This is a genomic window from Streptomyces sp. NPDC028907, from assembly GCF_055564995.1.
Genome location: NZ_JBVHVE010000024.1, coordinates 1 through 23626 on the forward strand (window position 1 = coordinate 1; position 23626 = coordinate 23626).

Genomic DNA, 23626 nt, shown 5'->3' on the forward strand with positions numbered 1-23626 from the left:
TCCGCCTCCTGCAAGAAGCCCGCCCGACCAACGACAAAGCCCTGCGCGAGGCCCTCGACCAGGCCGCGCAGAACCCCGAACTCGCCCCCCTGGTCAGGACGGTGGAGACGCTCCGTGTGCCCGTCTGAGGCCGGCCGAGTGGAGAAACGCGCAGGTCAAGAGGGTCAGGGCGGCATTGACAGGGGTGAGGCGGGGTCGTAGAACTGGGCCCTATGATCGCGTCGCAGCTTCCCCTGTCCGGCATCACGGTGGTCAGCCTCGAACAGGCCGTGGCCGCCCCGTACGCCACCCGGCAACTCGCCGACCTGGGCGCACGTGTGATCAAGATCGAGCGGCCCGGGGACGGCGACTTCGCCCGCCGCTACGACACGGCGGTGCACGGCCACTCCAGCTATTTCGTATGGATAAACCGCTCCAAGGAATCCCTCACGCTGGACCTCAAGGACCCCCGGGGCCGCGAGATCCTGCACCGGCTCCTCGACGACGCCGACGTCTTCGTGCAGAACCTGGCGCCGGGCGCGGCCGACCGGCTCGGCCTGGGGGTCGAGGCGCTCGGTGAGCGGTGGCCGCGGCTGATCCCGTGCACGATCTCCGGGTACGGCACCTCGGGGCCGTGGGCCGACCGCAAGTCCTACGACCTGCTGGTGCAGTGCCAGACCGGCCTGGTGTCGCTGACCGGAACCCCGGAGAGGACCGCCCGGGTCGGTATCTCCGTCGCCGACATCGCCGCGGGGATGTACGCGTACAGCGGCATCCTCACCGCGCTGTTCACGCGCGCCACCCGGGGTACGGTCCACCCGGTGGAGGTGTCCCTGTTCGAGGCGCTGGCCGAGTGGATGGGCCAGCCCGCCAACTACACCCGCTACGGCGGCACCCAGCCCCCACGGCTGGGCACCCAGCACCCCACGCTCGCCCCGTACGGCGCCTTCACCGCCGCCGACGGCAAGGAGGTGCTGTTCTCCATCCAGAACGAGCGCGAGTGGGCCGTCCTGTGCACGGAGTTCCTGGACCTGCCCGAGCTGATCGACGACCCACGGTTCGCCACGAGTTCCGCCCGCGTGGCCCACCGCGACGAACTCAACGCCCACGTCGCCGAGCGCTGCGCCCGCTCCGACGCCGAGGAGATCCTCAAGGACCTGGAGTCCATCGCCATCGCCTGCGCCGGGGTCAACGACGTCGCGGCGTTCCTGGACCATCCGGTCCTCGCCGCCCGCGACCGCTGGCACGACGTGGCGGTGCCCGGCGGCGCGACGGTGCGGGCCCTGCTTCCGCCGGCCGACCTCGCCGGGCTGCCCGCGCGCATGGACCCCGTACCAGCCGTGGGCGAGCACACGGAGGCGATCCTCACCGAACTCGGCCGTACCGGCGAGGAGATCGAGGCCCTGCGCGGCGCCGGCGTCATCTGACCGGCCTCCCACTGATCCTCCACTGCCCCGCACAGATCGACCGAACGCCACGCACCCTTCGTCCGTCCCAGTGCCGCGGCGGCCCGGCCCGGCACCGGCCCGACCGCGGCACGGACTCAGTCACCCCCTCCGTACTGCTCCTGAAGGACCTTCACATCCCACGGGCCGAGCGGTACTTCCGTGGCGTGCACGGTGCCGGTGAGTACGTCTCGTACGGCCGCCGGGACGGCGACGGTCACCGGATCCCACGACCAGTTGTGCAGGAAGCGGATCCGGCGGCCGTCACGGGACCTGGCCGAGGTCGACGTGACGCTCGGGTGCGTCGGGTGCCAGGTGCCGGCGGACGGAGTCGCCCACTGGAGGAGGGCCTTGGCGAAGGACGGGTCCGGGACGGTGCCGACGTAGCTGATGCGGCCGGCGCCGTGGGGGTGGGTGGTGGCGGCGGGCCAGCGGCCGAAGTGCGGGTGCTCGTAGGCCGCCAGCTCCTCGGCGCCCCGCGGTTGCAGGCCGTCGGCCCAGTGCAGGGCGCGGGCCTCGGGCAGGGTGAGGGCGCCCGTGCCGGTCACGGGGAGCGGAGCGTTCAGGTTGCTGAACTCGTCGTACGTCACGCCGGCCGCCTCGGCGAGGCGCGCGGGCTGGACGTCGGTGCGGGCGCGCGCCTCGTGGTCGCCGTAGCCGGTGCGGGGGCCGAGGACCAGGTGGCCGCCCTGCTCGGCGTAGGCCTTCAGCCGGTCCAGGACGGCGTCGTCGGCGGCGTAGTAGGCCGGGACGACGAGGATCGGCGGCAGTTCGGTGTCGGGGAGTTGGCCTGGGTGGAGGATGCGGGACTGAAGGCCGGCGTCGAAGGCACCCCGGTAGAAGGCGTCGAAGACGGTCTCGTAGGACCGGTCGTCGGGGCCGCCGTCGGGCTTGGCCAGCGGGGGCTGTGCCTGGAGTGCCCATTTGCTGGGGCCGTCGTAGAGGAACGCGACGTCGGCGTCCGGGGTGAGCGACGCCACCAGGTCGCCGGCCGTCTCCAACTCCGCGCCCAGCGCGGCGAGTTCGCGGTAGACGCGGCCGGGGCGGCCGTTGTGCGGGAGGATGCCGCCCCAGTAGGTCTCGGCGCCGAAGTGCAGGGTGTGCCAGTGCCAGTACTCGATCATCGAGGCGCCGCGCGAGATCAGGGCCCAGGCGGCCTGGCGGTACTGGCCGTCGTAGGCGGGCCGGTTGTTCCACGGCCAGCTGATGGCCTGCGCGTTGGTCTCCGTGACGAGGAACGGCTCCTGCCGGGAGGAGTACATGCGGTCGGCGCTGCGGTAGAGCGCCCAGGTGCCGTTGGTCGTCCAGTCCTGGCCGGAGCGGCCCCGGTCGGGCAGGGCGAGGGCGTCCTGCATCGTGTAGTACGGGTTGCCCGCGGTGATGTCGAGAGACTCGGTCAGCTTGTCGTCCTCGACGCCTTGGCGGTCGTAGGAGATGCAGGTGGTGACGAACTGGCCGGGGCGGGCGTACCCGCGGACGATCTCGGCCTGCCAGGCGATGAACTCGGTGGTGAGGCGGGCCTGGAAGCGCCGCCAGGCCAGGTCGTACTGCGGCTGGACGTTGCCGTCGGGGGTCCACAGGTCGGCCCAGGTGGACAGGCGGTGCGACCAGTAGACCAGGCCCCATTCGCGGTTCAGGGTCTCGACGTCGCCGTAGCGTTCGCGCAGGTCGTCGGTGAAGCGCTGGAAGACGCCGTGGTTGTGGAAGAGGTGCAGGCCCGGTTCGTTGTCGACCTGGAAGCCGATGACGGCCGGGTGGTCGGCGTAGCGGGCGACGATCCTGCGGATGATCCGTTCGGCGTGGAAGCGGAACGCCGGGTGGGTGAAGTCGACCTCCTGGCGGGCGCCCCAGCCGTGCCGCATGCCGGTGCGGTACTCCCCCGCGATCTCCGGGTACTGCCGGGCCAGCCACGGCGGCACCGCGTACGTCGGGGTGCCGAGGACGACCGAGATGCCCCGCTCGTGGGCGCCGTCCAGGACCGGCTGCAGCCAGTCGAGTTCGAAGCGGCCGTTCTCCGGCTCCCAGGTCGACCACACCGACTCGCCGACGCGGATCACCGTGAAGCGGGCCTCGGCCATCAGGTCCAGGTCGTCCTTGAGTCGCTCGTGGGGCTGGTACTCGTGGTAGTAGGCGGCACCGAACAGGACGCGGGGCGGAAGCGCGAACATCCTTCTCCCATATGGTGGTTGAGGTGAATCCGGGGGGCGTCAGCCCTTGACGGCTCCCGTGGACAGCCCTTCGAGGAGCTGTTTGCGCAGCACGACGAAGAGGGCGACTGCGGGCACGACGGCGAGGACCGCGCCGGCGAGGACGAGGTCGTACTGCCGTTGCTCCGACACGAACAGGGTCTGCAGACCGAGCGGCAGGGTGTACTGGGAGCTGTCGGAGACCAGCACCAGCGGCCACAGGAAACTGTTGTAGCTCTGGAGGAACTGCCACACGGCGAGCGCGCCGAGCGCGGGACGCAGCAGGGGCAGCACGATGGTCCGGAAGATCCCGAACTCGCTCGCCCCGTCGATGCGGGCGGCCTCCAGCACGGAGTCCGGGATGGACTGCACGATGTACTGCTGCATCATGAAGATCCCGAACGCGGGTGCCACCCAGGGCACGATCAGTGCGAACCACGGGCTGCCGAGACCGGTCTTGACGAGGACCACGAACAACGGCACGAGGATCACCGCGAACGGGATGGACAGCGAGCTGAACATCACGCCGAACAGCAGCCGTCGGCCGGCGAAACGGAACTTCGCGAAGCCGTAGCCGGCCAGGGCGCAGACGAAGACGGACACGACGGTGGCGGTGAGCGCGACGACCGTGCTCATCAGGAACCAGCGCCAGAACGGCTGTCCGGAGAAGAGCCGCTGGTAGTTGTCGAGGGTGAACGGGTCGGGGAGCAGCCGGGGCGGGTAGGCGAAGATGTCGCCGCGCGGCTTGAAGGAGCCGCTCAGGGCCCATAGCAGCGGGGCGAGGAAGGCCACCGCCAGTAGGACGAGTGCGCCGTACAGCGGCACGCGGGTGCGCGTCATGAGGCCCTCCCGATGCCGAGGAGACGGTTGACGAGTTGACTCAGCCCGAAGACGAGGACGAAGAGCACGACGGCCGCCGCGGCGGCGTAGCCGAACTGCTGGCGCTGGAAGGCGGCCCGGTAGATGAACATCGTGACCGAGAGGGTGGATTCGGCCGGTCCGCCGCCGGTGAGCAGGTACGGCTCCTCGAAGATCTGGGCCGCGCCGATGAACGACGTCACGACGACGAAGGCGGTCACCGGTTTCAGGGCGGGCAGGGTGACGGTGGTGAAGGTGCGCAGGCGTCCGGCGCCGTCCAGGGCCGCGGACTCGTACAGCTCCCGCGGCACGTTCTGGAGTCCGGCGAGGAAGAAGACCGTGAGGTAGCCGGTCCAGCGCCACAGCATCACCAGCGCGATGCTCACCTTGGCCAGGCTCGGATCGCCCAGCCAGTCGACGCCGCCGGTGCCGAACAGGGCGCGCAGCACCGAGTTCGCGAGCCCGAACTGCCGGTCGAAGATCAGGCCGAAGATGAGCGCGACGAGGATCGGGGAGACGACGACGGGCACGAAGTACGCGGTGCGCCACAGGTCGCGGACGCGCAGGCCGCGGGTGTTGAGGGCCTGGGCGATCAGCAGGGCGAGAGGGACGACCACGCAGACGGCGACGAGGACGAAGACGGCCGTGTTGCCGAGGGCGCGGTGGAAGCTGATGTCGGTGGCGAGCAGCCGGTAGTTGCGCAGGCCCACCCAGTGCGGGGTGCCGAGTCCGACCCATTCGGTGAGGCTCAGCCAGAGCGACACGGCGACGGGGACCAGCATGAACAGGACGTAGAGGAGATAGAAGGGCGAGATGAACAGGTACGGCGCCCAGGACTGCTTGCGGCGGCGGGCGGAGCCCGTCGCGGCCGCGCGGTCGCTGTCCGGGGCGGCACGGTTCGGGCCGGCCAGGGCGGTGCTCATGGCGGGGTCCTCCTAACGGCCGGCTTGGTCGCGGAAGTCGGCGGCTGTCTGTTTCAGGGCCTGACGTGGGCTCAGGTCGCCGTGGTAGGCGCGCAGGAGGTTGCCGGCGAGGACGTCGTAGAGGATCGACTGGTCGGGGCTCTGATGGAACGGGGGTACCTGGGACAGCAGGTCGCGGTAGAGGGGGAAGAGGCGCTGTCCGCCGCAGAAGTCGTCCCGGGCGGCGCCCAGTCGGGGGTCGTCGTAGACGGATCGGCGGGTCGGCAGATAGCCGGTCTCGGTGAAGCGGCGGACCTGGCCTTCGTGGGTGAGCCAGGTGTCGAACAGGAAGTCCCTGGTCGCGCGCGTGTTGGCCTTGCCCTTGACGACGCCGAAGCCGGTGCCGCCCGCGGCGGCCGTGACCGCGCCGCCGCCTTCGAAGCGGGGCAGGTCCTTGACCCGCCATCTCCCCTTCTGTTCGGGCACGTTGGGTACGAGGCCGTAGTTCTTGTACCAGATGGCCATGGGCAGTCCGATGACCTTGCCCTGCTTCAGTGCCGTCTGCATCGCGGCGCCGTAGTAGTCGGAGACGTCGATGACGAAGCCGGTGCGCAGCCCGTCGCACAGGAAGCGCAGGACCTCCTCGGCCTCCGGTGAGTCGAGGACGAGGTTCTGCTCGGCGTCGAAGAAGGCGCCGCCGCGCTGGTAGAGCAGCATCTGGAAGGACTGCACGACCTGGCCGGCGTCGCTGCCGACGGTGGAGACGACGCACATCGACGCGCCGTGGTCGCGGTGGACGCGGGCGCCGAGTTCGGCGAACTCCTCCCAGGTGGCGGTGTCCTTCGGCAGGCCGTACCGGTCGAAGAGGTCGTCGCGGTAGAAGTAGACGACCATCGGGGTGTCGGAGTCGAGGGCGCAGACCCGGCCTTCCTTGCTGAAGGGAGCGGTGCGGGCGGGCAGCAGGTCGTCCTTGAGGCCGGGCACGGCGGCTATGTCGTCGGTGAGGTCGTACAGGAGCCGTTCGGCTATGTCGCCGCGCAGCATGCGCGGGAAGCTGCCGATCTCGAAGCCCACCAGGTCGGGGGTGCCGCGTCCGGCGACGGCCTGGGCGAGGAGTTTGGTGACCACGTCGGGGGCTCCGGCGCGGGTGACCTTCAGGTGGTAGCGGAAGTCGCTGAGCCGGTCGGCCTGCGGGATGCCCTTCTCGAAGAAGGCCTCGTACCCGGGGTCGTGGGTCCACAGGGCGAGGGTGACATTCCCTGAGGTGAGGGCGGTGGTGCTGTCGGCTCCGCAGGCGGAGAGTGCGGCGGCGGCGCCGGTGCCGAGGGCGGCGCGCAGCAGGGCGCGGCGGTTCGGGCGTGCTGGGGTGTACACACGTGACTCCTCACGTGGTGCGGATGGGTCCGGTGGAGGCCCGTACGGTCAACTCGACGGCCGGTGCGGTGGGTTCGGCCGGTGCGGGACGGCCCTCGATCAGGGCGATCAGATGGTCGACGGCGCGGTCGGCGACGGCGGTGAAGTTCTGGCGGACGGTGGTCAGGGGCGGGAAGAGGTGGGCCGCGGCGGGGATGTCGTCGTAGCCGATGACGCTGATGTCGTCGGGGACCCGGCGGCCCGCCTCGGTGAAGGCGTGCAGGGCGCCGATCGCCATGTCGTCGTTGGCGACGAACACGGCGGTGACGTCGGCCAGTCGGGCCAGCTGCCGGCCGGCCGCGTATCCGGCCGCCGGGCTCCAGTCGCCCTCCGTGGCGAGGGGCGGTTCGGGGGCTCCGGCGGCGGCCAGTGCCTCGCGCCAGCCGCGCAGCCGGTCGCGGGCGGCCCACCAGTTCTGCGGGCCGGGGATGTGCCAGACGGTGCGGTGGCCGAGGGCGATCAGATGCTCGGTGGCCAGGCGGGCGGCCGCGACCCCGTCGGCGCCGACGACCGCGCCCACGCCCGCGTTGAGGTCGACGCCCTCACCGAGGCTGACCACGGGTACGTCCGCGCTGAGCCTGAGCGGTGTGCCGTCGTCGATGGGCTCGGACAGCACGATCCCGTCGACGCCCTGCTCCAGCAGCGCCTCGACGGCGACGGACACCGGCTGCCCCTCCAGGGTGCTCGCCAGGGCGAACGAGTAGCCCGCCCGCTGCATGGCCCGCTCCAGGGAGATGAGCAGCGTCGACGGTCCGTACAGGGCGGTGCCCAGGGAGACGACGCCGATCCGCCGGTAGCGGCCGAGGAGCAGGGCGCGCGCCGCGTTGTTCGGGCGGTAGTCCAGTTCCCTGATGGCCCGTAGCACGCGGTCGCGGACCTCCGGGCTGACATGCGGCTCGCCGTTGACGACCCGCGACACCGTCTTCTGGGAGACACCGGCGGCACGGGCGACCTCGGTCATCGTCGTCGCCATGGGAGCTCCCGGGGGTAGCGGGTCGATCGACTGTTGACTACGTAGTCAGGCGCAGTGGCAGCTCTGCTACCGGTGGTGTGACTACGTAGTCACACCAGTGTCGGGAGCGTTCGGCGCACAGTCAATGGTTCGTGCGTGGGCAATCGTTCGCGCGTCAACCGGTGCGCAGAGTCGTCCTGGCCGCCGTGAGGGCCTGTTCCGCGTAGCCGCGGCCGAAGAGGACGGCGTGCACCAGGAGCGGGAAGAGCTGGTGCAGGGGGACGCGGTCGGCCCAGCCGTCGGCCAGCGGGGCGGTCCGCCGGTAGCCGTCCAGGATCCGGTCCAGGTGGGGGCAGCCGAAGAGGTGGAGCATCGCCAGGTCGGTCTCGCGGTGGCCGCCGTGCGCGGCCGGGTCGATCAGCCAGGTGTGCCCGTCGGCGCCCCACAGCACGTTGCCGTTCCACAGGTCGCCGTGCAGTCGGGCCGGTGGCTCGGCGGGGCCCGCGAGTTCGGGGAGCCGTTCGCAGACCTTCTCGAAGACCGGTGCCTCCGCGCCGCCGATCGTGCCCGCGTCGACCGCGAGACGCAGATACGGCAGCACCCGGTGCTCGGCGTACCAGCGGGGCCACTCGGGGCCGGTGACGTTGCGCATCGGGGCGAGCCCGATGTACGCGTCCTGCGGGCCGTCGGGCGGTGGGGCGCCGAACGCGGATGCGCCGGCGGCGTGCAGTGCGGCCAGATCGCGACCGAACCGCTCCGCCGCGTCGGCGCGGGGGCGCCCGGTCGCCACCCGGTCGGTGACCAGCCACCGCTCGTCGTGGCCGTGCACGACGGGGATCCGGACGGTGCCGGTCTCGGCCAGCCAGCGCAGCCCGGCCGCCTCGGCCCGCGCGGCCCGGTCGCCGTCGCCGCGCTTGACGATCACCTCCTGCCCGCCGTCGAGGGTGACTTCGGCGAGCGTTCCGCAGAGCCGGCGTTCACCGGTGGCCGGAAGCCCGGTGAAGCGCGTCGCCGCGGCGCCAGGGCCGTCCGAGGAGTTGGGCACGGCTCTCAGCGTACGGCGGTCGTGGGCCGTGCTGAAGGCGGTCGGTCAGCCGCCGGCGGCCGCCTTCTCGATCGCCTCGCGGATCCGGGAGTAGGTGCCGCAGCGGCAGACGTTCTCGATCCGGTCGATGTCGGCGTCCGTCGGCCGGGGCGTCTTCTTCAGCAGGGCGGCCGTGGCCATGATCTGGCCCGGCTGGCAGAAGCCGCACTGGGCCACGTCGCAGTCGAGCCAGGCCTGCTGCACCGGGTGGAGCCGGTCGCCGTCGGCCAGGCCCTCGATGGTGGTCACCTCGCGGCCCGCGCAGTCGGCGACCGGGACGACGCAGGGCTGGATCTCCTCGCCGTCGAGATGGCTGGTGCAGGCGCGGCAGGCGCCCACGCCGCAGCCGTACTTGGGGCCGGTGACGTTCAGCAGGTCGCGCAGCACCCACAGCAGGGGCATGTCGGCGGGCGCTTCCACGGTGACCCGCTTCCCGTTGAGGGTGAAGGAGTGGGAGGGCATCGAATACCTTCTCTTCGGGTGGCTCAGAAGTTCAGCGGGAAGCGGCGCGGCTTGGTGCCGGTGGCGCGGGCGTAGGCGTTGGCGACGGCGCCGGCCGCGGCCGGGACGCCGAGTTCTCCGGCGCCGCCGGGATCGCGGTCGGAGGGCAGGATGTGCGCCTCGAAGTGCTGCGGGGCGTGCCGCTGGCGGGCGTAGTGGAAGTCGGCGAAGCTGCTCTCGCGGACGGCGCCCCGGTCGATGTGCAGTCCGGCGCGCAGGATCGTGGAGATCCCGTCGACGGCGGTGCCCATGAGCTGGGCCTCCAGCCCGCGCGGGTTGACGGCCGTTCCGACGTCGGCCGCCATCACCACCTTGGTCACCCGCGGGTTCTTCGGATCGACGGCTTCGATCTCGACGAGACACGCCACGCTGGAGTCGTACTCCTCGTGGACGGCGACGCCCTGGGCGTGGCCCGTCGGCATGGTCCGGCCCCATTTCCCGGCGCTCGCGACCTTGTCCAGTACGGCCTTGACGCTCTTGCCGCGCAGGGTCGTACGGCGGAAGGCGACCGGGTCCTGGCCGAGGCTGCGGGCGATCTCGTCGACGACGATCTCCTCGGCGGTGCGCACGGTGCCGGAGTCGACCGAACGCCAGGCGCCGAGCGGGATCGCCAGGTCGACCGAGCCCGAGTCGCCGGAGAGACGCCCGAAGTTGTAGAGGCCGCTGTCGCTGGGGAGCGGGGCCGCCGCGGGGGCGCGTCCGGCGGAGCGCACACCGCCCTGGGCGGACAGGCCCCGCTTCTCGAAGGATTCGCTGACCGAGGCCGTCGCATGGGCGAAGGCGACCACCCGGCCCCGTTCATGGCTGGCCCGGATCCGGTGCTGGGACGCCGGGCGCATCCTGCCGTGCCGGATGTCGTCGGACCGGCTCCACATCAGCTTCACCGGCCGGCGCGCCTTCTTGGAGATCAGGGCCGCCTCGATCGCGGCGTCGTAGTTCAGACGCCGCCCGAACGAGCCGCCGCCGCGCACCACATGGACCCGCACCTTCGACACCGGCAGACCGATCGCCGAGGCGATGTCCTCGCGTGCGGACATCGGCGTCTGGGAGGAGAACCAGATCTCGGCCCGCTGTGCGCGTACGTCGGCGACGGCGGTGAGCACCTCCATGGGCGCGTGGCTGACGAAGGCGAACTCGAACTGGGCCTCGGTCTGCGCCGAACCGCTCGGCGGGGGCGCCAGCTTGGGGACCGCGGCGCGCAGCCGGGAGCGGATCGCCGCGTCGGAGAGGTCCGCCAAGGGGCCCGGCGCCCACTTGATGCGGAGCGCGTCCCGGGCCTGGAAGGCGTGGTGGAAGGTGTCCGCGACCACGGCGACACCTCCGTCGATCCGCACGACCGCGTGCACACCGGGCAGGGCGCGGGCTGCCCTGGCGTCGAGCGAGACGACCTTCCCGCCGAGCGTCGGCGGCCGGGCCACGACGGTCGGCTTGGCTCCGGCCACGGTGAGGTCGCCGGTGTACTTGGCCTTGCCGGTGATGATGTCGCGGGCGTCGATCCTGGTCGTCGGCCGTCCGATCACCCGGTGCTCGGACGCCGGTTTGGGCTTGGCCGGCACCGTCGGACGGGTGACCCGGGCGGCGCTCCTGGTCAGCGATCCGAAGGTGGCCGTGCGTCCGTCCGGTGCGAAGACCCGCGTGTCCCGGGTGCGCAGGGTCCGCGCGGGGACGTGCCAGCGGCGGGCGGCGGCGGTCAGCAGTTTGGCGCGGGCGGTGGCGGCCAGCCGGCGGGCCGGGCCGTACAGCGAACTGACCGAGCTTGAGCCGCCGGTGAACTGGTTGCCCTCACTGCGGGCGTCGGCGAGCGGGATGTCGACATCGGCGAGCCGGGCGTCCAGCTCCTCGGCGATCATCATGGCGACGGCCGTCGTGACGCCCTGGCCCACCTCGACGCGCGGCAGCCGGACGACGACCTTGTTGGCCGGGGTGACCTCCAGGACCAGCATCTCCTCGTCGGTGCCGGTGACCAGGACGTCGGACGCCCGACGGCCGCCGTCCGCGGCTTCCTCGGCGCCCTCGGCGCCCTCGGCGGTCGAGCCGTCGCAGCCGAGCGGCGCCGCGACGGTCAGGGTGGTCGCCGCGACCGAGTAGACCACGAACTGTCGACGGGACAACTGACGGGCCAACAGGCGCTCCTCTCCGCGAACCCGGGGTCGGGGCTCCGGGTCGGTACGCCCTGTATGAGGGGCGGACGCGCGCCAAGGTTGCGCCAGTTGGCGGCTGCATGGACTTACGGCACCGCCACGCACGGTGCGCGAGCCGCCTACTGGCCGGACTGCCAGAGGTCGGTGTCCCACTCCAGCTGTCGTATCAGGTCGTCGTCGCCCGGCCGGTCCGCGCTCGCGCCTCGGGTGCCGGGGCCGCCGGGGCCGGGGCCAGAGGGGGTGTGGGTGCCTCGGGAGATGTTGCCGCTGACGGTGATGTTGTGTTCCACGCGAGGGCGGCGGAGCCTCTCGTACCGGGCGAGCGCGGACTCGGTGTCCGGGGCGTCCCGCAGGGACTTGGCGAGGACGACGGCGTCCTCCAGGGCCATCGAGGCGCCCTGCCCGGTCGCCGGGGACGCCGCGTGGGCCGCGTCGCCGATGACCAGGACCCGGCCGGAGCGCCAGGGTGTCCCGGTGGGCAGTTCGGTGGCGTTGGTGACCATGAGCTGGTCGGGCGTGGCCGCGACGAGGTCGGCGGCGGGGGTGGCGTCCTTGCGGAGCGGCGGCAGCAGGCGGTCGCGCCAGCGGGCCGGGGTGGCTTCGGCGAGGGCATCGGTGGCCAAGGGGGCGTCAAAGACGCGCGCGAACCAGTACGTCTCCCCCTCGGGCGACACCGTGTACCCGAACGCGACGGAGCTGCCGCGCACCATGGTGATGGTCTCGGGCCGGTCGGCTTCGGGGGCTTCGCCGGTGTAGCCGTAGAAGACCTGCTGTCCGGCGTAAGTCGGGCGCGCGTCCGGGGAGATGAGGTGGCGGACGGTGGAGTTCAGACCGTCGGCGCCGATGAGCAGATGGCCGGTCGCGGTGCTGCCGTCGGCGAAGTGGGCGGTGACGGTGTCCGGGCCGTCGTCGACCGACACGAGGCGCTTGCCGTGCCGGATGTCGATGCCCCGGCGGACGACCTCGGCCTGGAGGGCGGCGTTGAGATCGCCGCGCCGCAGGCATCGGTACCGCAGGTGCGGGGTACCCGCCTCGCCGAGTGGCACCTGGGCGAGTTCGGCCCCGGTGTCGTCCAGGACCCGCATGGAGGTCAGTGGGAAGCCGATGGCAGTGACCGCGTCGGAGGCGTCCATCTGTGCCAGGGCGCGCATGCCGTTGCTCGCGAGGGTGAGGAACGCGCCGATGTCCTCGGCGGAGTCGGGATGCGCCTCGTACACGGTGACGTCGAAACCGGCCTTGTGCAGCGCGAGAGCCGCTCCGGAGCCGGCGATCCCGCCGCCCACGACGATCATCCGCGTCACATCGCCCCCCGATATGTGTGCGGCCCCCGTGAGCGGCGGCCGTCCTTCGGGGAACGTCCCGGATTCCGTGCGGGTTCCCGACCGGGCCGCCGATCGTTGTACTCCCCGGACCGAGGAACTCCGGAACGGTGCAACCATTCCGCCGACCCGAATGTCTTGCCTAATATCAGACACACACCCTTCTAGGGGATGAAATGGGACGAAATACAACCGCATGGGCGACGACAGCCGCGCTCATGGCCGCCACGTTGGGTGTGGCGGCGGTCCCGGCCGAGGCCACCGCTACCACCACGACCACCACTACCCGGGCGACGGCCTGCCCCACCGGCTGGGGCAGCACGGCCAAGACCCGCTCCGCCGCCACGACAGAGTCGGTGACCGACATCAGGACCGGCCGGCACGCCTGCTTCGACCGCATGGTCGTCGACGTCCCCGGCGCGGGCACCAGCGGCCTGGGCTATTCCGTCAGGTACGTCAGCCGTCTCTACCAGGACGGTTCGGGCAACCGCATCACGGTCGGCGGCGGCGCCGTCCTCGAGGTACGGGTGGCGGCCCCCGCCTACGACGTCGACACCGGCAAACCCACGTATCCCGTGCGGGCAGGTCAGCGGCTGAAGGGCGTGGACCTCACCGGGTACCGCACCTTCCGGGACGCGCGGTTCGTCGGCAGCTTCGAAGGGGACACGCAGATCGGGCTCGGCGTCCGGGCACGGCTGCCGTTCCGGGTGTGGGTGGCGGCCGACCGGGTCGTGGTCGACGTGGCGCACAACTGGACCGGGGCACGATGAGGCCCGGGCCGGCAGGAGACCGAGGCGATCAGATTTTCGAGGCGATCAGAGCTTCGGGTGATTCAGGGCTTCGGGTGATCAAGGCTTCGGGTGATCAGGGCTTCGGCGTGATCAGCGCGTCCCGCCCCTGATACTCCCGCAGCTTCCGGTACAGGGTCGCCCGTGCGATCCCCAACGCCGCCGCGGCGCGCGCCTTGTTGCCGCCGTGGCGGCGCAGCGCCTCCAGGATGGCGGCCCGCTCGGCGAGCTCCATCGGGCTGAGATTGCGTCCCGCGGGCCCTTCCCGGACGGGATCCGGCAGTTCGCCGCGCCGCACCGGCCCGCGGAGCCGGCGTCGGCTCGCCAACGCCCGTACGAGGTGGGCGAGTTCGGTCACGTTTCCGGGCCAGGGATGCCGCTCAAGTGCGCGCAGGGCGTCCAGCGTCCAGGTCAGCGGCGGGCTGCCGGGGGCCGGATCGGGCGCCAGGGCGGGCAGCAACTCCCTGATGTCCTCGGGGCGTTCCCGTAGCGCGGGCAGGGTCACCGAACGGGCGCCGAGGGTGTCGAGGAGGCGCTGGAGGCAGGGGCCCGGGGAGGTGCCGGGTGTGTAGGTGGCGATCAGGTGGGCGCCTGGGCGCTCGTCCAGGAGGGAGTTGAGGGCGGCGACGTCCGGCTGGGCCAGCCGTTCGGCGTGGCGCAGCAGCAGGGGGCGGTCGCCTGCCCTGCCCCAGCCGTCCAGGCATGGCGCGGCGTCTTCCCCCGTCCCGGGGAGTCCGGGTGATTCGGCGGCGTCCACCACCAACGGGGTCGTGCCGTCGAGCAGTTCGAGAGCGAGCGTGGTCTTGCCCGTGCCCCGCTCGCCCACGAGGAGCAGGGGTCCCGAAGTCCGGGCCAGTGCCGTCGCCTGTGCCACCGCGTGCCGCCACGGCACCGAGGCCCCCACGAGCGAGCTCACCGGACGCGGCATCGCCGGCACCGGCTCCACGGGACGTGGTTCGAGCACGGCGACCAGACCCACGGCGCGCCCCTCATGCCGTACCGGACTGATCTCGACGGTGCATCCGGCGTCCTCGGGAAGCGGGATGTCGTACGACTCACCGCTCCCGTCTCCGGTGCCGCTGCCTCTCCCCCGGGCCCTCGCACTCCGCTCCAGCGCCTCCAGGACCTGCGGGGAGGCGAGGCCGGTCGCGGCCTCGCTGATCAGGCGATTACGGCCGTCCAGCGCGACGACGGCTCGGTCGCGGCCCCGCGCGGCCCGTTCGTAGGCGTCGTGCAGGGCTCGTTCCGCGGTACGCGCGCGTGCCCGCAGTTCGGCCTCGACGGCCGTGGCGGCGGCTTCGGCGAGGGCGGCGCCTGGGTGCGGACGGCAGCCGGGGCACAGACCGGAGGCGATCGTGACCGTGCCGAGCGCCTGGCCCGTCTCCGGGGAGAGCAGGGGCACGCTGACCGCGGAGACGTCCTGCCACACGTCGAGGAAGTGCTCGGGGCCGTGCACCTCGGCCCGGCGCCGGGTGCGCAGGGCGAGCGCGGCGCTGTTGTGGCCGACTTCACGCTCGGACAGGTCGCGGCAGGCGTCGGCGCCGGGCGCGCTGCCGGCCGACCACAGCACCCTCAGCCGTTCGTCGGTGAGCACGAGGGCCGACCGTCCGGCGTCGAGGGCCGAGACGATCCGCGTGAGTACGGGACGGGCCGCCTCCAGCAGGGGCGAGTCGACCGGGTGCGCCGACTCCCGTACGCAGCCGTCGAGATCGGGACGTACGCCGAAGAACCGGGCGCGCCGCCAGGCGGCGACGACGTCGTCCGGCACGCCGGCCGGGAGCGGGCGGCCCGTCAGAAACCGCTCGCGGGCATGGCGGAGCGGGGCGAGGGCGGGAGGATGTTCGGCGGTGCTCATGGCGCTCCTCACCGTATCGGGGACGTCGCGCGCGGGGCGTGGGCGGGCTGTCTCGTATTGAGACACCCATGACCGACCGCACCGCTCCATGATCTTGAAAGGCCGGGTGCTGCAAGCGTCCCCCCGCCTCGTCTCGTGTCTCATCTCCTGGAGCGTTCTGTCGTGCACACCGTTGTCGAGACCGACGTCCTGATCGTGGGCAGCGGCCCGGCGGGGGCGTCGGCCGCGCTCGCCCTGAGCACCTACGGCGTGCGCAACATGGTCGTCACCCGGTACGCGAGCCTGGCCGACACGCCCCGCGCGCACATCACCAACCAGCGGACCATGGAGGTGCTGCGCGATCTCGGCGTCGAGGACGAGGTCACCGCCAAGGCGACGCCCCAGCATCTGATGGGCGACACGACCTTCTGCACCAGCCTGGCCGGCGAAGAGCTCGGCCGGGTGCGGTCCTGGGGCAACGACCCGCTGGTCCAGGCCGCGCACGAACTGGCCAGCCCGACCCGCATGTGCGACATGCCGCAGCACCTGATGGAGCCGGTACTGGTGAACGCGGCCATCGCCCGCGGCACCGACTTCCGGTTCAGCACGGTCTACAAGTCCTTCGTGCAGGACGACGCGGGTGTCACCGTCACCGTCGAGGACCGGCTGCGCGGCGACGAGTACACCGTCCGCGCCCGGTACCTGATCGGCGCGGACGGCGGCCGGTCCCGGGTCGCCGCGGACGCGGGGCTGCCGATGGGCGGGCAGATGGGCGTCGCGGGCAGCATCAACATCGTCTTCGACGCCGACCTGAGCAAGTACACCGCGCACCGGCCCTCCACCCTCTACTGGGTCCTCGCGCCCGGCGCCACGGTCGGCGGCATCGGCGCGGGCCTGGTGCGCTGTGTGCGGCCCTGGAACGAGTGGCTGATCGTGTGGGGATACGACGTCGGCTCGGGCGCCCCCGACCTCACCGAGGAGTACGCGCTGTCCGTCGTACGGCAGTTGGTCGGCGACGACGAGATACCGGTGACGATCAGGTCGTCGTCGGCGTGGACGGTCAACGAGATGTACGCGCAGACGTACGCGAACGGCCGTGTCTTCTGCGCCGGCGACGCCGTGCACCGCCATCCGCCGTCCAACGGGCTCGGCTCCAACACCTCCGTCCAGGACTCCTACAACCTGGCCTGGAAGCTGAAGCTGGTCCTGGAGGGCGTCGCCTCGCCGTCGCTCCTCGACACGTACACCGTGGAGCGCGCGCCAATCGGCCGGCAGGTCGTGACGCGGGCCAACCAGTCCATCGCCGAGACCGCCCCGATCTTCGAGGCGCTCGACGGGCTCTCGCCGCAGACGCCCGAGCAGTTGTGGGCCAACATCGCCGCCCGCAAGGACGCCACCGAGGCCGCAGCCGAGCAGCGGGCCGCATTGCGCGATGCCATCGCCTTCAAGGTGTACGAGTTCAACGCGCACGGCGTCGACCTCAACCAGCGCTACACCTCCGCCGCCGTCGTCCCCGACGGCACGCCCGACCCCGGTTTCGCCCGCGACCCCGAGCTGCACCACCAGCCCACGTCCCGCCCCGGCGCCAAGCTCCCGCACGCCTGGATCACCTCCGGGACCCGGACCCTGTCCACCCTCGACACCGTCGGCAAGGGTCGTTTCACGCTGCTCACCGGCATCGGCGGCGCGGCGTGGGTGCGGGCCGCCGAGTCCCAGCCCCTCGACATCGCCACGGTCGTCGTCGGGCCCGGCCAGGCCTACGAGGACCCGTACGGCGACTGGGCGCGGCTCAGCGAGATCTCCGACGCCGGCGCCCTCCTCGTACGCCCGGACGGGTATGTGGCGTTCCGGCACGCCGGCGCGGCGCAGGACGCCGAACGGTTGCTCACGGACGCGCTGCGGCGGATTCTCGGGCACGGTTGAGATGGGCGCCCAGGACCATCAGCCGGGGAAGGAGCCGACATGACCGGCGACACGCCAGACACGGTCACCGACGAGGTCGTCGCCAGTCTGCGGGACACCGCGGATCCGCGGCTGCGGGAGCTGCTGACCGGGCTCGTCCGGCATCTGCACGCCTTCGCGCGGGAGTCGCGGCTGACGCAGGAGGAGTGGGAGCGGGCGATCGGGTTCCTGACGGCGACCGGGCAGATGTGCACGGACACCCGGCAGGAGTTCATCCTGCTGTCGGACGTGCTCGGTCTGTCGATGCTCGTCGAGACGATCAACGACCGGCACGGCCCCGGCACCACCGAGTCCACGGTCCTGGGCCCCTTCCACATGACCGAGTCGCCGGTGCGCGAGCTCGGCGCGGACATCGACCTGGTGGGCGGCGGCGAGCCGTGCGTGGTGAGCGGGCGCGTGCTGTCCCGGGACGGCACGCCGGTGCCGGGCGCGGTCGTGGACGTGTGGCAGGCCGACGGCAACGGCTTCTACGACGTGCAACGGCCGGACGTGCAGCCCGCGGGCAATGGGCGCGGCCTGTTCACCACGGACGGGGAGGGGCGGTTCTGGTTCCGTACCTGTGTGCCGAGCCCGTATCCGATCCCGACGGACGGGCCGGTCGGCGGGCTGCTGGCGGCCACCGGACGGCACCCCTACCGGCCCGCGCACATCCACTTCATCGCCTCGGCCGCACAGCACACCCCGGTGACCACGCACATCTTCGTCGCGGGCAGTGACTACCTGGACTCGGACGCGGTGTTCGCGGTGAAGCCGGGCCTCGTCACCGACTTCGCCCCGGTCGACGACCCGTCGGCGGCAGGGGAGTTCGGCGTGGCGAACCCGTTCCGGCACGCCCGCTTCGACCTCGTGCTGGAGCCGTCATGACGGACGCCCTCGACTTCTCCTACGAGACCCGGCCCGTGCGGGTGGTCTTCCGGGCCGGCGCCGCGGTGTCGGCGACGCCGGGCGAGGTGGAGCGGCTGGGGCTGCGGCGGGTGCTGGTGGTGTGCGGGGAGCGGGGCGCGGACACCGCCCGGACGGTCGCGGACGCGCTCGGCCCGGCCTGCGTCGGCGTGCACGACCGGGCTCGGATGCACGTGCCCGTCGAGGTCGCCGACGTGGCCGTGCAGGCGGCACGCGCGGCGGGCGCCGACGGCTGCGTTGCGGTGGGCGGCGGCTCGTCGATCGGGCTGGGCAAGGCCGTCGCCCTGCGCACCGGACTGCCGCTGGTCGCGGTGCCCTCCACCTACTCCGGTTCGGAGATGACGCCCGTCTGGGGTCTGACCGAGCACGGCGCCAAGCGCACCGGACGCGCCCCCAAGGTGCTCCCCCGCAGCGTCGTCTACGACCCCGAGCTCACCCTCTCCCTGCCCGTGCCGCTCTCCGTGACCAGTGGCGTCAACGCGCTCGCGCACGCCGTGGAGGCCCTGTACGCCCCGGACACCTCGCCTCTGGTGGCGCTGATGGCCGAGGAGGGCGTACGGGCGATGGGGCGGGCGCTCCCGGCGGTGGCCGAGGAGCCGGCGTCGCTCGACGCCCGCGGACGCGCGCTGTACGGGGCCTGGCTGTGCGGGTCCTGTCTGGGCGCCACCACGATGGGCCTGCACCACAAGCTGTGCCACGTCCTGGGCGGCACCTTCGGGCTGCCGCACGCCGAGACGCACACGGTGGTGCTGCCCTACGCCCTGGCCCACAACGCGCCCGCCGTCCCCGACGCGGTCGCCGCAGTGGCCCGTGCCCTGGACACCGACGACGCTCCGACGGCCCTGTGGGACCTGTCCGGGCGCCTGGGCGCGCCCCGCTCCCTCGCTGAACTGGGCCTGGTGGAGGCCGACTTGGCGGAGGCGGCCGCGCAGACCGCGGGCCAGGCGTACGCCAACCCCCGCCCGGTCACGGCCGACGGGGTGCTCGCCCTGCTGCGGGCGGCGTACGAGGGCGTACCGCCGACGTCGACCGAGCGCTGACGTCCCGCCCCGTCCCCCCTCCCCTTCGAAGCCCCCCACGCTCCGACATCCCCCACGTCCCAAAGAAAGGTGATCAGCATGCCCCTCGGTCTGCTCAGGAGGCGTCGCTCCCGAGGAGCGCCGGGTGTCCCGTTGCCCGTACCGGCCGGTGCCGGGGTGGTGGGCCGCGAGGTCGTGGATCCGGTGGGGCTGCCGATGCGCGGCGCCGACGTGACGGTGACGGCGCTGGACTCGCACGAGGTCGTGGCGTCCGGTACGACGGACCCGTACGGCCTGTTCTTCGCGGCGCTGCCCCCGGGTCGCTACAGCCTCATGATCACGGCCGACGGCCTGACCCCGCACCGCGAGCCCCTGGACGTCGTCGCCGGTCCCCCGCAGCCCGCCGCGCGGGTCCAGCTGACGTCGGCCCGGCAGCTGGAACTGCCGTCGCCCGGCACCTGGTTGTTCGACCCGCCGCACACGGCGATCCGGTTCATCGCCAAGCACGTCGGCATGGCCCATGTGCACGGCCGCTTCGAGCGGTTCACGGGCGGCATCCGGGTGGCGCCGGACATGTCCACGTCCCAGGTGTCGGTGCGCATCGAGGCTGCCAGCATCACCACGGGCAACAACACCCGGGACAGCCATCTGCGTTCGGCCGACTTCCTGGACGTCGAGCGATACCCGTACATCGACTTCGCCAGCACGCGGTTCGCCTACCGGGGCGGCGCCAAGTGGACGCTGCACGGCTCGCTCACCATGCACGGCGTCAGCCGCTCGGTGGAGCTGGACACCACTTACCTGGGTTCGGTCAACGGCGGCTACGGCGAGGAGCTGCGGTGCGCGGCGCTGGCCAAGGCGGAGCTGCACCGGGAGGACTTCACCCTGAACTGGCGCAGCATGCTCGCGCGCGGGATCGCGGTGGTCGGGCCGACGGTACAGCTGGAGCTGGACGTGCAGGCGATGTACCGCACGCACGACACGCCGACGCCGCCGGACTAGGCCCAGGGGCAGGTGGTGGCCGAGAGGTACCTCACACCCCGGTTACGAATCGCTCAACCTCTGGTTGCGAGGCGATGATCGGGTGACCATGGGGACATGACACTGGCCCAGCGCGCCATGGAACAACTGGAAGTCTGGCCCGACCTCAGTTCGGGCTCGGCCAGTTGCGGCGCAGGGCGGGCACTGCGCTCCGTCCACAGCGAGATCGTGCACTTCCACTCGGACCGTGACGTGGACCTGCATCTGACGGCGGGAGCCATACGGCGGTTCCACGACGATCTTCAGGGGTCGACGGCGATCCGGCTGGTCCCCGGCTCGGACTGGGTGACCGTGCACCTCGACTGCGACACGGACGTCGATCTGCTGATGAGCCTGGTCAGCGCCGCCCTCAAGGCCCATCAGAACCGCCCCGCCCCTGCCGGGCGCACGGCAGGGGACGAGTGCAACTTCCGTCGCGTCACGGTGCTGCCGCGCGGTTAGCCTCCGAGTTCGGCGTCGTCCTCCCCCGCCTCCAGCAGGCCCGCGGCCGCGCCGACGACGCAGGGGTCGGGGACGCCGACGACCTCCTCGTCCTTGTCGGAGTAGTCGAAGCGGGCCAGCACGCTGCGCATGGCCTCGACGCGGGCCCGCTTCTTGTCGTTGCTCTTCACCACCGTCCAGGGCGCGTGCTCGGTGTCCGTCTCGCGGAACATGGCGACCTTGGCTGCGGTGTAGTCCTCCCAGCGGTCCAGGGAGGCCAGGTCCATGGGGCTGAGCTTCCACTGCCGTACGGGGTCGACCTGACGGATGGTGAAGCGGGTGCGCTGCTCTCCCTGGGACACCGAGAACCAGAACTTGACCAGGTCGACTCCGTCGTCCACCAGCATCCGTTCGAAGGCCGGAGCCTGCCGCATGAAGCGCCGGTACTCGTCGTCGGTGCAGAAGCCCATCACGCGCTCCACGCCGGCCCGGTTGTACCAGGACCGGTCGAACAGCACGATCTCGCCTGCGGTCGGCAGATGCTCGACGTACCGCTGGAAGTACCACTGCCCGCGTTCACGCTCGGTGGGCTTCTCCAGTGCCACGACGCGGGCGCCGCGCGGGTTGAGATGCTCGGTGAAGCGTTTGATCGTGCCGCCCTTGCCCGCCGCGTCCCGCCCCTCGAAGACGACGACGAGACGACGGCCGGTCTCCTTGATCCAGCTCTGCAGCTTCAGCAGTTCGATCTGCTGGAGCCGCTTGTGCCACTCGTACTCCGGGCGCTCCATGCGCTGCTCGTAGGGGTAGTTCTCCCGCCAGGTGTCCACCGGGCTGCCGTCCGGCCGGATCAGGACGGGGTCGTCCTGGTCGGTGTAGTCGACGCGCAGCCCTGACAGCAGTTCGGTGTCCATACATCCGCATGGAAGCGAGCGCTTTCGTACGCCCGGCGAACCCCAGGCGAAGATCATGTGATGCACGGTGTCAGCGGCTGCCGGTCGATCCTTCCGAGGTCACCGTGGCGCGGCCTCGACCAACCGGGCGAGGTTGGCGAGCGCCATCCGGGTGCCCGTCTCGTTGTCCGCGGCGGGCACGACGTCGGGGATCCCCTCGTGCACGACCAGCACGTCCGTGCCGCCGTCGGCCTCGGTGAGGGTGGTGGTCATCGTCATCGTGCCCCGCAGGGCGGGGTCGTCGGTCTCGAACTCGACCTCCTCGACGACCAGTTCGTCGGGGACGAGCCTCACGAAGCGACCGTGGTAGGTGTCGGTGTGCGCGGCCGACTTCCCGGTGCCGGTCGGCTCGTCATAGGTGAGCGAGACCCGGAAGGCCCCGCCCTCCCGGCTCTCGAACACATGCACCTGCCCGGTCATGCCGTCCGGCACCCGCCACTTCTCCACGGCGTCCGCGTCCAGCAGCGCCCGGTAGACGGCCGCGCGCGAGGCGTTCACATGGCGGGAGACCCGTGTGGCGTACATGGCCTCACGATAGAGGCGGGCGCGGGGAACGGCAGCCCCGCCGCGGCGGCCGGCTCAGCGCACGAGGCAGGGCCGCTTCGCGTCGAAGGTCCAGCCGTCGACCAGATACCGCATGCCGACGGCGTCGTCGCGGCCCGAGAGCGCCTTCTCCCGGTAGAGCTCGTGCGCGGCGAGCAGCCGGTCGCGGTTCAGGCGCACCCCCAGTCCGGGCGTGTCCGGTACGGCGACCTCGCCGCCGCTGATCCTCGGGGGTTCGACGGTGAGCCGTTCGCGGCCCTCCTGCCATATCCAGTGCGTGTCCAGGGCGTTGTACTCGCCGGGCGCGGCCGCGCCGCAGTGCGCCATCATCGCCAGGGAGATGTCGAAGTGGTTGTTGGAGTGGCAGCCCCAGGTCAGCCCCATGGCGTGGCACAGCTGGGCGACGCGTACCGAGCCCCGCATGGTCCAGAAGTGCGGGTCGGCCAGCGGGATCGACACGGACTGCAGGGCCAGGGCGTGGGTCAGCTGGCGCCAGTCGGTGGCGATCATGTTCGTGGCCGTGGGCAGTCCGGTGGCCCGGCGGAACTCCGCGAGGATCTCCCGGCCCGAGTAGCCGTCCTCCGCCCCGCAGGGGTCCTCGGCGTAGGCGAGGGTGCCGACCAGGGGGCGGCACAGTTCGACGGCCTCGCGCAGGGACCAGGCGCCGTTGGGGTCGAGGGTGATCCGTGCCTCGGGGAAGCGGTCCTTGAGCGCCCGCACGGCCTCGACCTCCTCCGTACCCGGCAGGACCCCGCCCTTGAGCTTGAAGTCGCGGAAGCCGTAGTGGTCGTAGGTGGCCTCGGCCTGCCGGACGATCGCCTCGGGAGTGAGGGCCTCCTCGTGCCGGACGCGGTACCAGTCGACCGCGGCGTCGGGGTCGCGGACGTAGTCCAGGTCGGTGCGGTCCGGGTCGCCGACGTAGAAGAGGTAGCCGAGGACCCGGACGGCATCGCGTTGCTTGCCGTCGCCGAGGAGGGCGGCGACCGGGACTTCGAGGTGCTGGCCGAGCAGGTCGAGGAGCGCCGACTCGACGGCGGTGACGGCGTGCACGGTGGTCCGCAGGTCGAAGGTCTGGGCGCCGCGGCCGCCGGAGTCCCGGTCGGCGAAGCTCGCCTCGATCGCACGCAGGACGCGCTTGTAGTCGCCCACCGGCGCGCCGACGACCAGTGCCCCGGCCTCGCGCAGGGTCTGCGTGATCCTCTCCCCGCCGGGGACCTCGCCGAGGCCCGTACGGCCCTCGGAGTCCTCCAGGACGACGACGTTGCGGGTGAAGCAGGGGGCGTGGGCCCCGGAGAGGTTGAGGAGCATCGAGTCGCGGCCGGCGACCGGGTACACGGAGAAGCGGGTGACGACGGGTTGGCTCATGGCAGGCGGGGGCCCATCTCG

20 protein-coding genes and 1 pseudogene are annotated in these 23626 nt (G+C 72.0%); 8 read left to right on the plus strand and 13 right to left on the minus strand.

Translation table 11 applies throughout. The features are described from left to right. Positions 1 to 128 (plus strand): annotated as a pseudogene (locus ACZ4UU_RS42295) (MarR family transcriptional regulator); the annotation flags it as partial. Positions 129 to 212: 84 nt separating this feature from the next. Next, entirely contained in the window at positions 213 to 1406 is a 1194-nt protein-coding gene (locus tag ACZ4UU_RS42300) for a CaiB/BaiF CoA transferase family protein (RefSeq protein ID WP_471908757.1), read from the plus strand. A gap of 116 nt (positions 1407 to 1522) precedes the next feature. Here the strand turns inward: ACZ4UU_RS42300 and ACZ4UU_RS42305 are convergent, their stop codons facing one another. The 9 genes from ACZ4UU_RS42305 to ACZ4UU_RS42345 all read right to left on the minus strand — a co-directional run bounded on the left by ACZ4UU_RS42305 (position 1523) and on the right by ACZ4UU_RS42345 (position 12762). Beyond that, the gene (locus tag ACZ4UU_RS42305; protein ID WP_471908758.1) at positions 1523 to 3592 is read right to left on the minus strand and encodes a beta-galactosidase; all 2070 of its coding nucleotides are present in this window, start codon (positions 3590 to 3592) and stop codon (positions 1523 to 1525) included. 39 nt (positions 3593 to 3631) lie between these two features. After that, positions 3632 to 4450 (minus strand): carbohydrate ABC transporter permease, encoded by an 819-nt coding sequence (locus ACZ4UU_RS42310; RefSeq protein ID WP_471908759.1) that lies wholly within the window; start codon positions 4448 to 4450, stop codon positions 3632 to 3634. Next, complete coding sequence (locus ACZ4UU_RS42315) at positions 4447 to 5391, minus strand: carbohydrate ABC transporter permease (RefSeq protein ID WP_471908760.1); 945 nt, start codon at positions 5389 to 5391, stop codon at positions 4447 to 4449. Before ACZ4UU_RS42315 ends, ACZ4UU_RS42310 begins: the two co-directional genes overlap by 4 nt. Positions 5392 to 5403: 12 nt before the next feature. After that, positions 5404 to 6744, minus strand: a complete 1341-nt coding sequence (locus ACZ4UU_RS42320) for an ABC transporter substrate-binding protein (protein WP_471908761.1) — start codon at positions 6742 to 6744, stop codon at positions 5404 to 5406. A 10-nt stretch (positions 6745 to 6754) separates the two neighbouring features. Beyond that, on the minus strand, positions 6755 to 7756 hold the full coding sequence (locus ACZ4UU_RS42325; protein WP_471908762.1) for a LacI family DNA-binding transcriptional regulator: 1002 nt from the start codon (positions 7754 to 7756) through the stop codon (positions 6755 to 6757). 154 nt (positions 7757 to 7910) lie between these two features. Further along, positions 7911 to 8780: a fructosamine kinase family protein gene (locus ACZ4UU_RS42330; RefSeq protein WP_471908763.1), complete on the minus strand. Its 870-nt coding sequence runs from the start codon at positions 8778 to 8780 to the stop codon at positions 7911 to 7913. A gap of 45 nt (positions 8781 to 8825) precedes the next feature. After that, entirely contained in the window at positions 8826 to 9281 is a 456-nt protein-coding gene (locus ACZ4UU_RS42335; RefSeq protein WP_471908764.1) for a (2Fe-2S)-binding protein, read from the minus strand. A gap of 23 nt (positions 9282 to 9304) precedes the next feature. Next, entirely contained in the window at positions 9305 to 11413 is a 2109-nt protein-coding gene (locus ACZ4UU_RS42340) for a xanthine dehydrogenase family protein molybdopterin-binding subunit (protein WP_471908858.1), read from the minus strand. Between the two features lie 167 nt (positions 11414 to 11580). Then, positions 11581 to 12762 carry an FAD-dependent oxidoreductase gene (locus ACZ4UU_RS42345; protein WP_471908765.1) on the minus strand — a complete coding sequence of 394 codons (1182 nt, stop codon included), beginning with the start codon at positions 12760 to 12762 and terminating at the stop codon, positions 11581 to 11583. Positions 12763 to 12956: 194 nt separating this feature from the next. On the opposite strand from ACZ4UU_RS42345, the gene ACZ4UU_RS42350 reads away from it, so the two are divergent. Then, a complete protein-coding gene (locus tag ACZ4UU_RS42350; protein ID WP_471908766.1) occupies positions 12957 to 13550 on the plus strand; it encodes an AMIN-like domain-containing (lipo)protein in 594 nt (197 codons plus the stop codon). A gap of 94 nt (positions 13551 to 13644) precedes the next feature. Here the strand turns inward: ACZ4UU_RS42350 and ACZ4UU_RS42355 are convergent, their stop codons facing one another. Continuing rightward, positions 13645 to 15423 (minus strand): helix-turn-helix domain-containing protein, encoded by a 1779-nt coding sequence (locus ACZ4UU_RS42355; protein WP_471908767.1) that lies wholly within the window; start codon positions 15421 to 15423, stop codon positions 13645 to 13647. A gap of 162 nt (positions 15424 to 15585) precedes the next feature. Between ACZ4UU_RS42355 and ACZ4UU_RS42360 the strand changes: the two genes are divergently transcribed. The 5 genes from ACZ4UU_RS42360 to ACZ4UU_RS42380 all read left to right on the plus strand — a co-directional run bounded on the left by ACZ4UU_RS42360 (position 15586) and on the right by ACZ4UU_RS42380 (position 20768). After that, complete coding sequence (locus tag ACZ4UU_RS42360) at positions 15586 to 17325, plus strand: FAD-dependent oxidoreductase (RefSeq protein ID WP_471908768.1); 1740 nt, start codon at positions 15586 to 15588, stop codon at positions 17323 to 17325. A gap of 39 nt (positions 17326 to 17364) precedes the next feature. After that, positions 17365 to 18228 carry an intradiol ring-cleavage dioxygenase gene (locus ACZ4UU_RS42365; RefSeq protein ID WP_471908769.1) on the plus strand — a complete coding sequence of 288 codons (864 nt, stop codon included), beginning with the start codon at positions 17365 to 17367 and terminating at the stop codon, positions 18226 to 18228. After that, positions 18225 to 19307 carry a maleylacetate reductase gene (locus ACZ4UU_RS42370; protein ID WP_471908770.1) on the plus strand — a complete coding sequence of 361 codons (1083 nt, stop codon included), beginning with the start codon at positions 18225 to 18227 and terminating at the stop codon, positions 19305 to 19307. The genes ACZ4UU_RS42365 and ACZ4UU_RS42370 overlap by 4 nt, the downstream gene beginning before the upstream one ends. Positions 19308 to 19385: 78 nt before the next feature. Then, positions 19386 to 20288, plus strand: coding sequence for a YceI family protein (locus ACZ4UU_RS42375; protein WP_471908771.1), 903 nt, complete (start codon positions 19386 to 19388; stop codon positions 20286 to 20288). Between the two features lie 96 nt (positions 20289 to 20384). Continuing rightward, positions 20385 to 20768 (plus strand): luciferase domain-containing protein, encoded by a 384-nt coding sequence (locus tag ACZ4UU_RS42380; protein WP_471908772.1) that lies wholly within the window; start codon positions 20385 to 20387, stop codon positions 20766 to 20768. On the opposite strand, the gene ppk2 is transcribed toward ACZ4UU_RS42380, so the two are convergent. The 3 genes from ppk2 to ACZ4UU_RS42395 all read right to left on the minus strand — a co-directional run bounded on the left by ppk2 (position 20765) and on the right by ACZ4UU_RS42395 (position 23605). After that, complete coding sequence (gene ppk2, locus ACZ4UU_RS42385) at positions 20765 to 21658, minus strand: polyphosphate kinase 2 (protein ID WP_471908773.1); 894 nt, start codon at positions 21656 to 21658, stop codon at positions 20765 to 20767. The genes ACZ4UU_RS42380 and ppk2 overlap by 4 nt on opposite strands. Positions 21659 to 21757: 99 nt before the next feature. After that, on the minus strand, positions 21758 to 22222 hold the full coding sequence (locus ACZ4UU_RS42390) for an SRPBCC domain-containing protein (protein ID WP_471908774.1): 465 nt from the start codon (positions 22220 to 22222) through the stop codon (positions 21758 to 21760). A gap of 54 nt (positions 22223 to 22276) precedes the next feature. Beyond that, positions 22277 to 23605, minus strand: a complete 1329-nt coding sequence (locus ACZ4UU_RS42395) for an enolase C-terminal domain-like protein (RefSeq protein ID WP_471908775.1) — start codon at positions 23603 to 23605, stop codon at positions 22277 to 22279. Between the last annotated feature and the right edge of the window lie 21 nt (positions 23606 to 23626).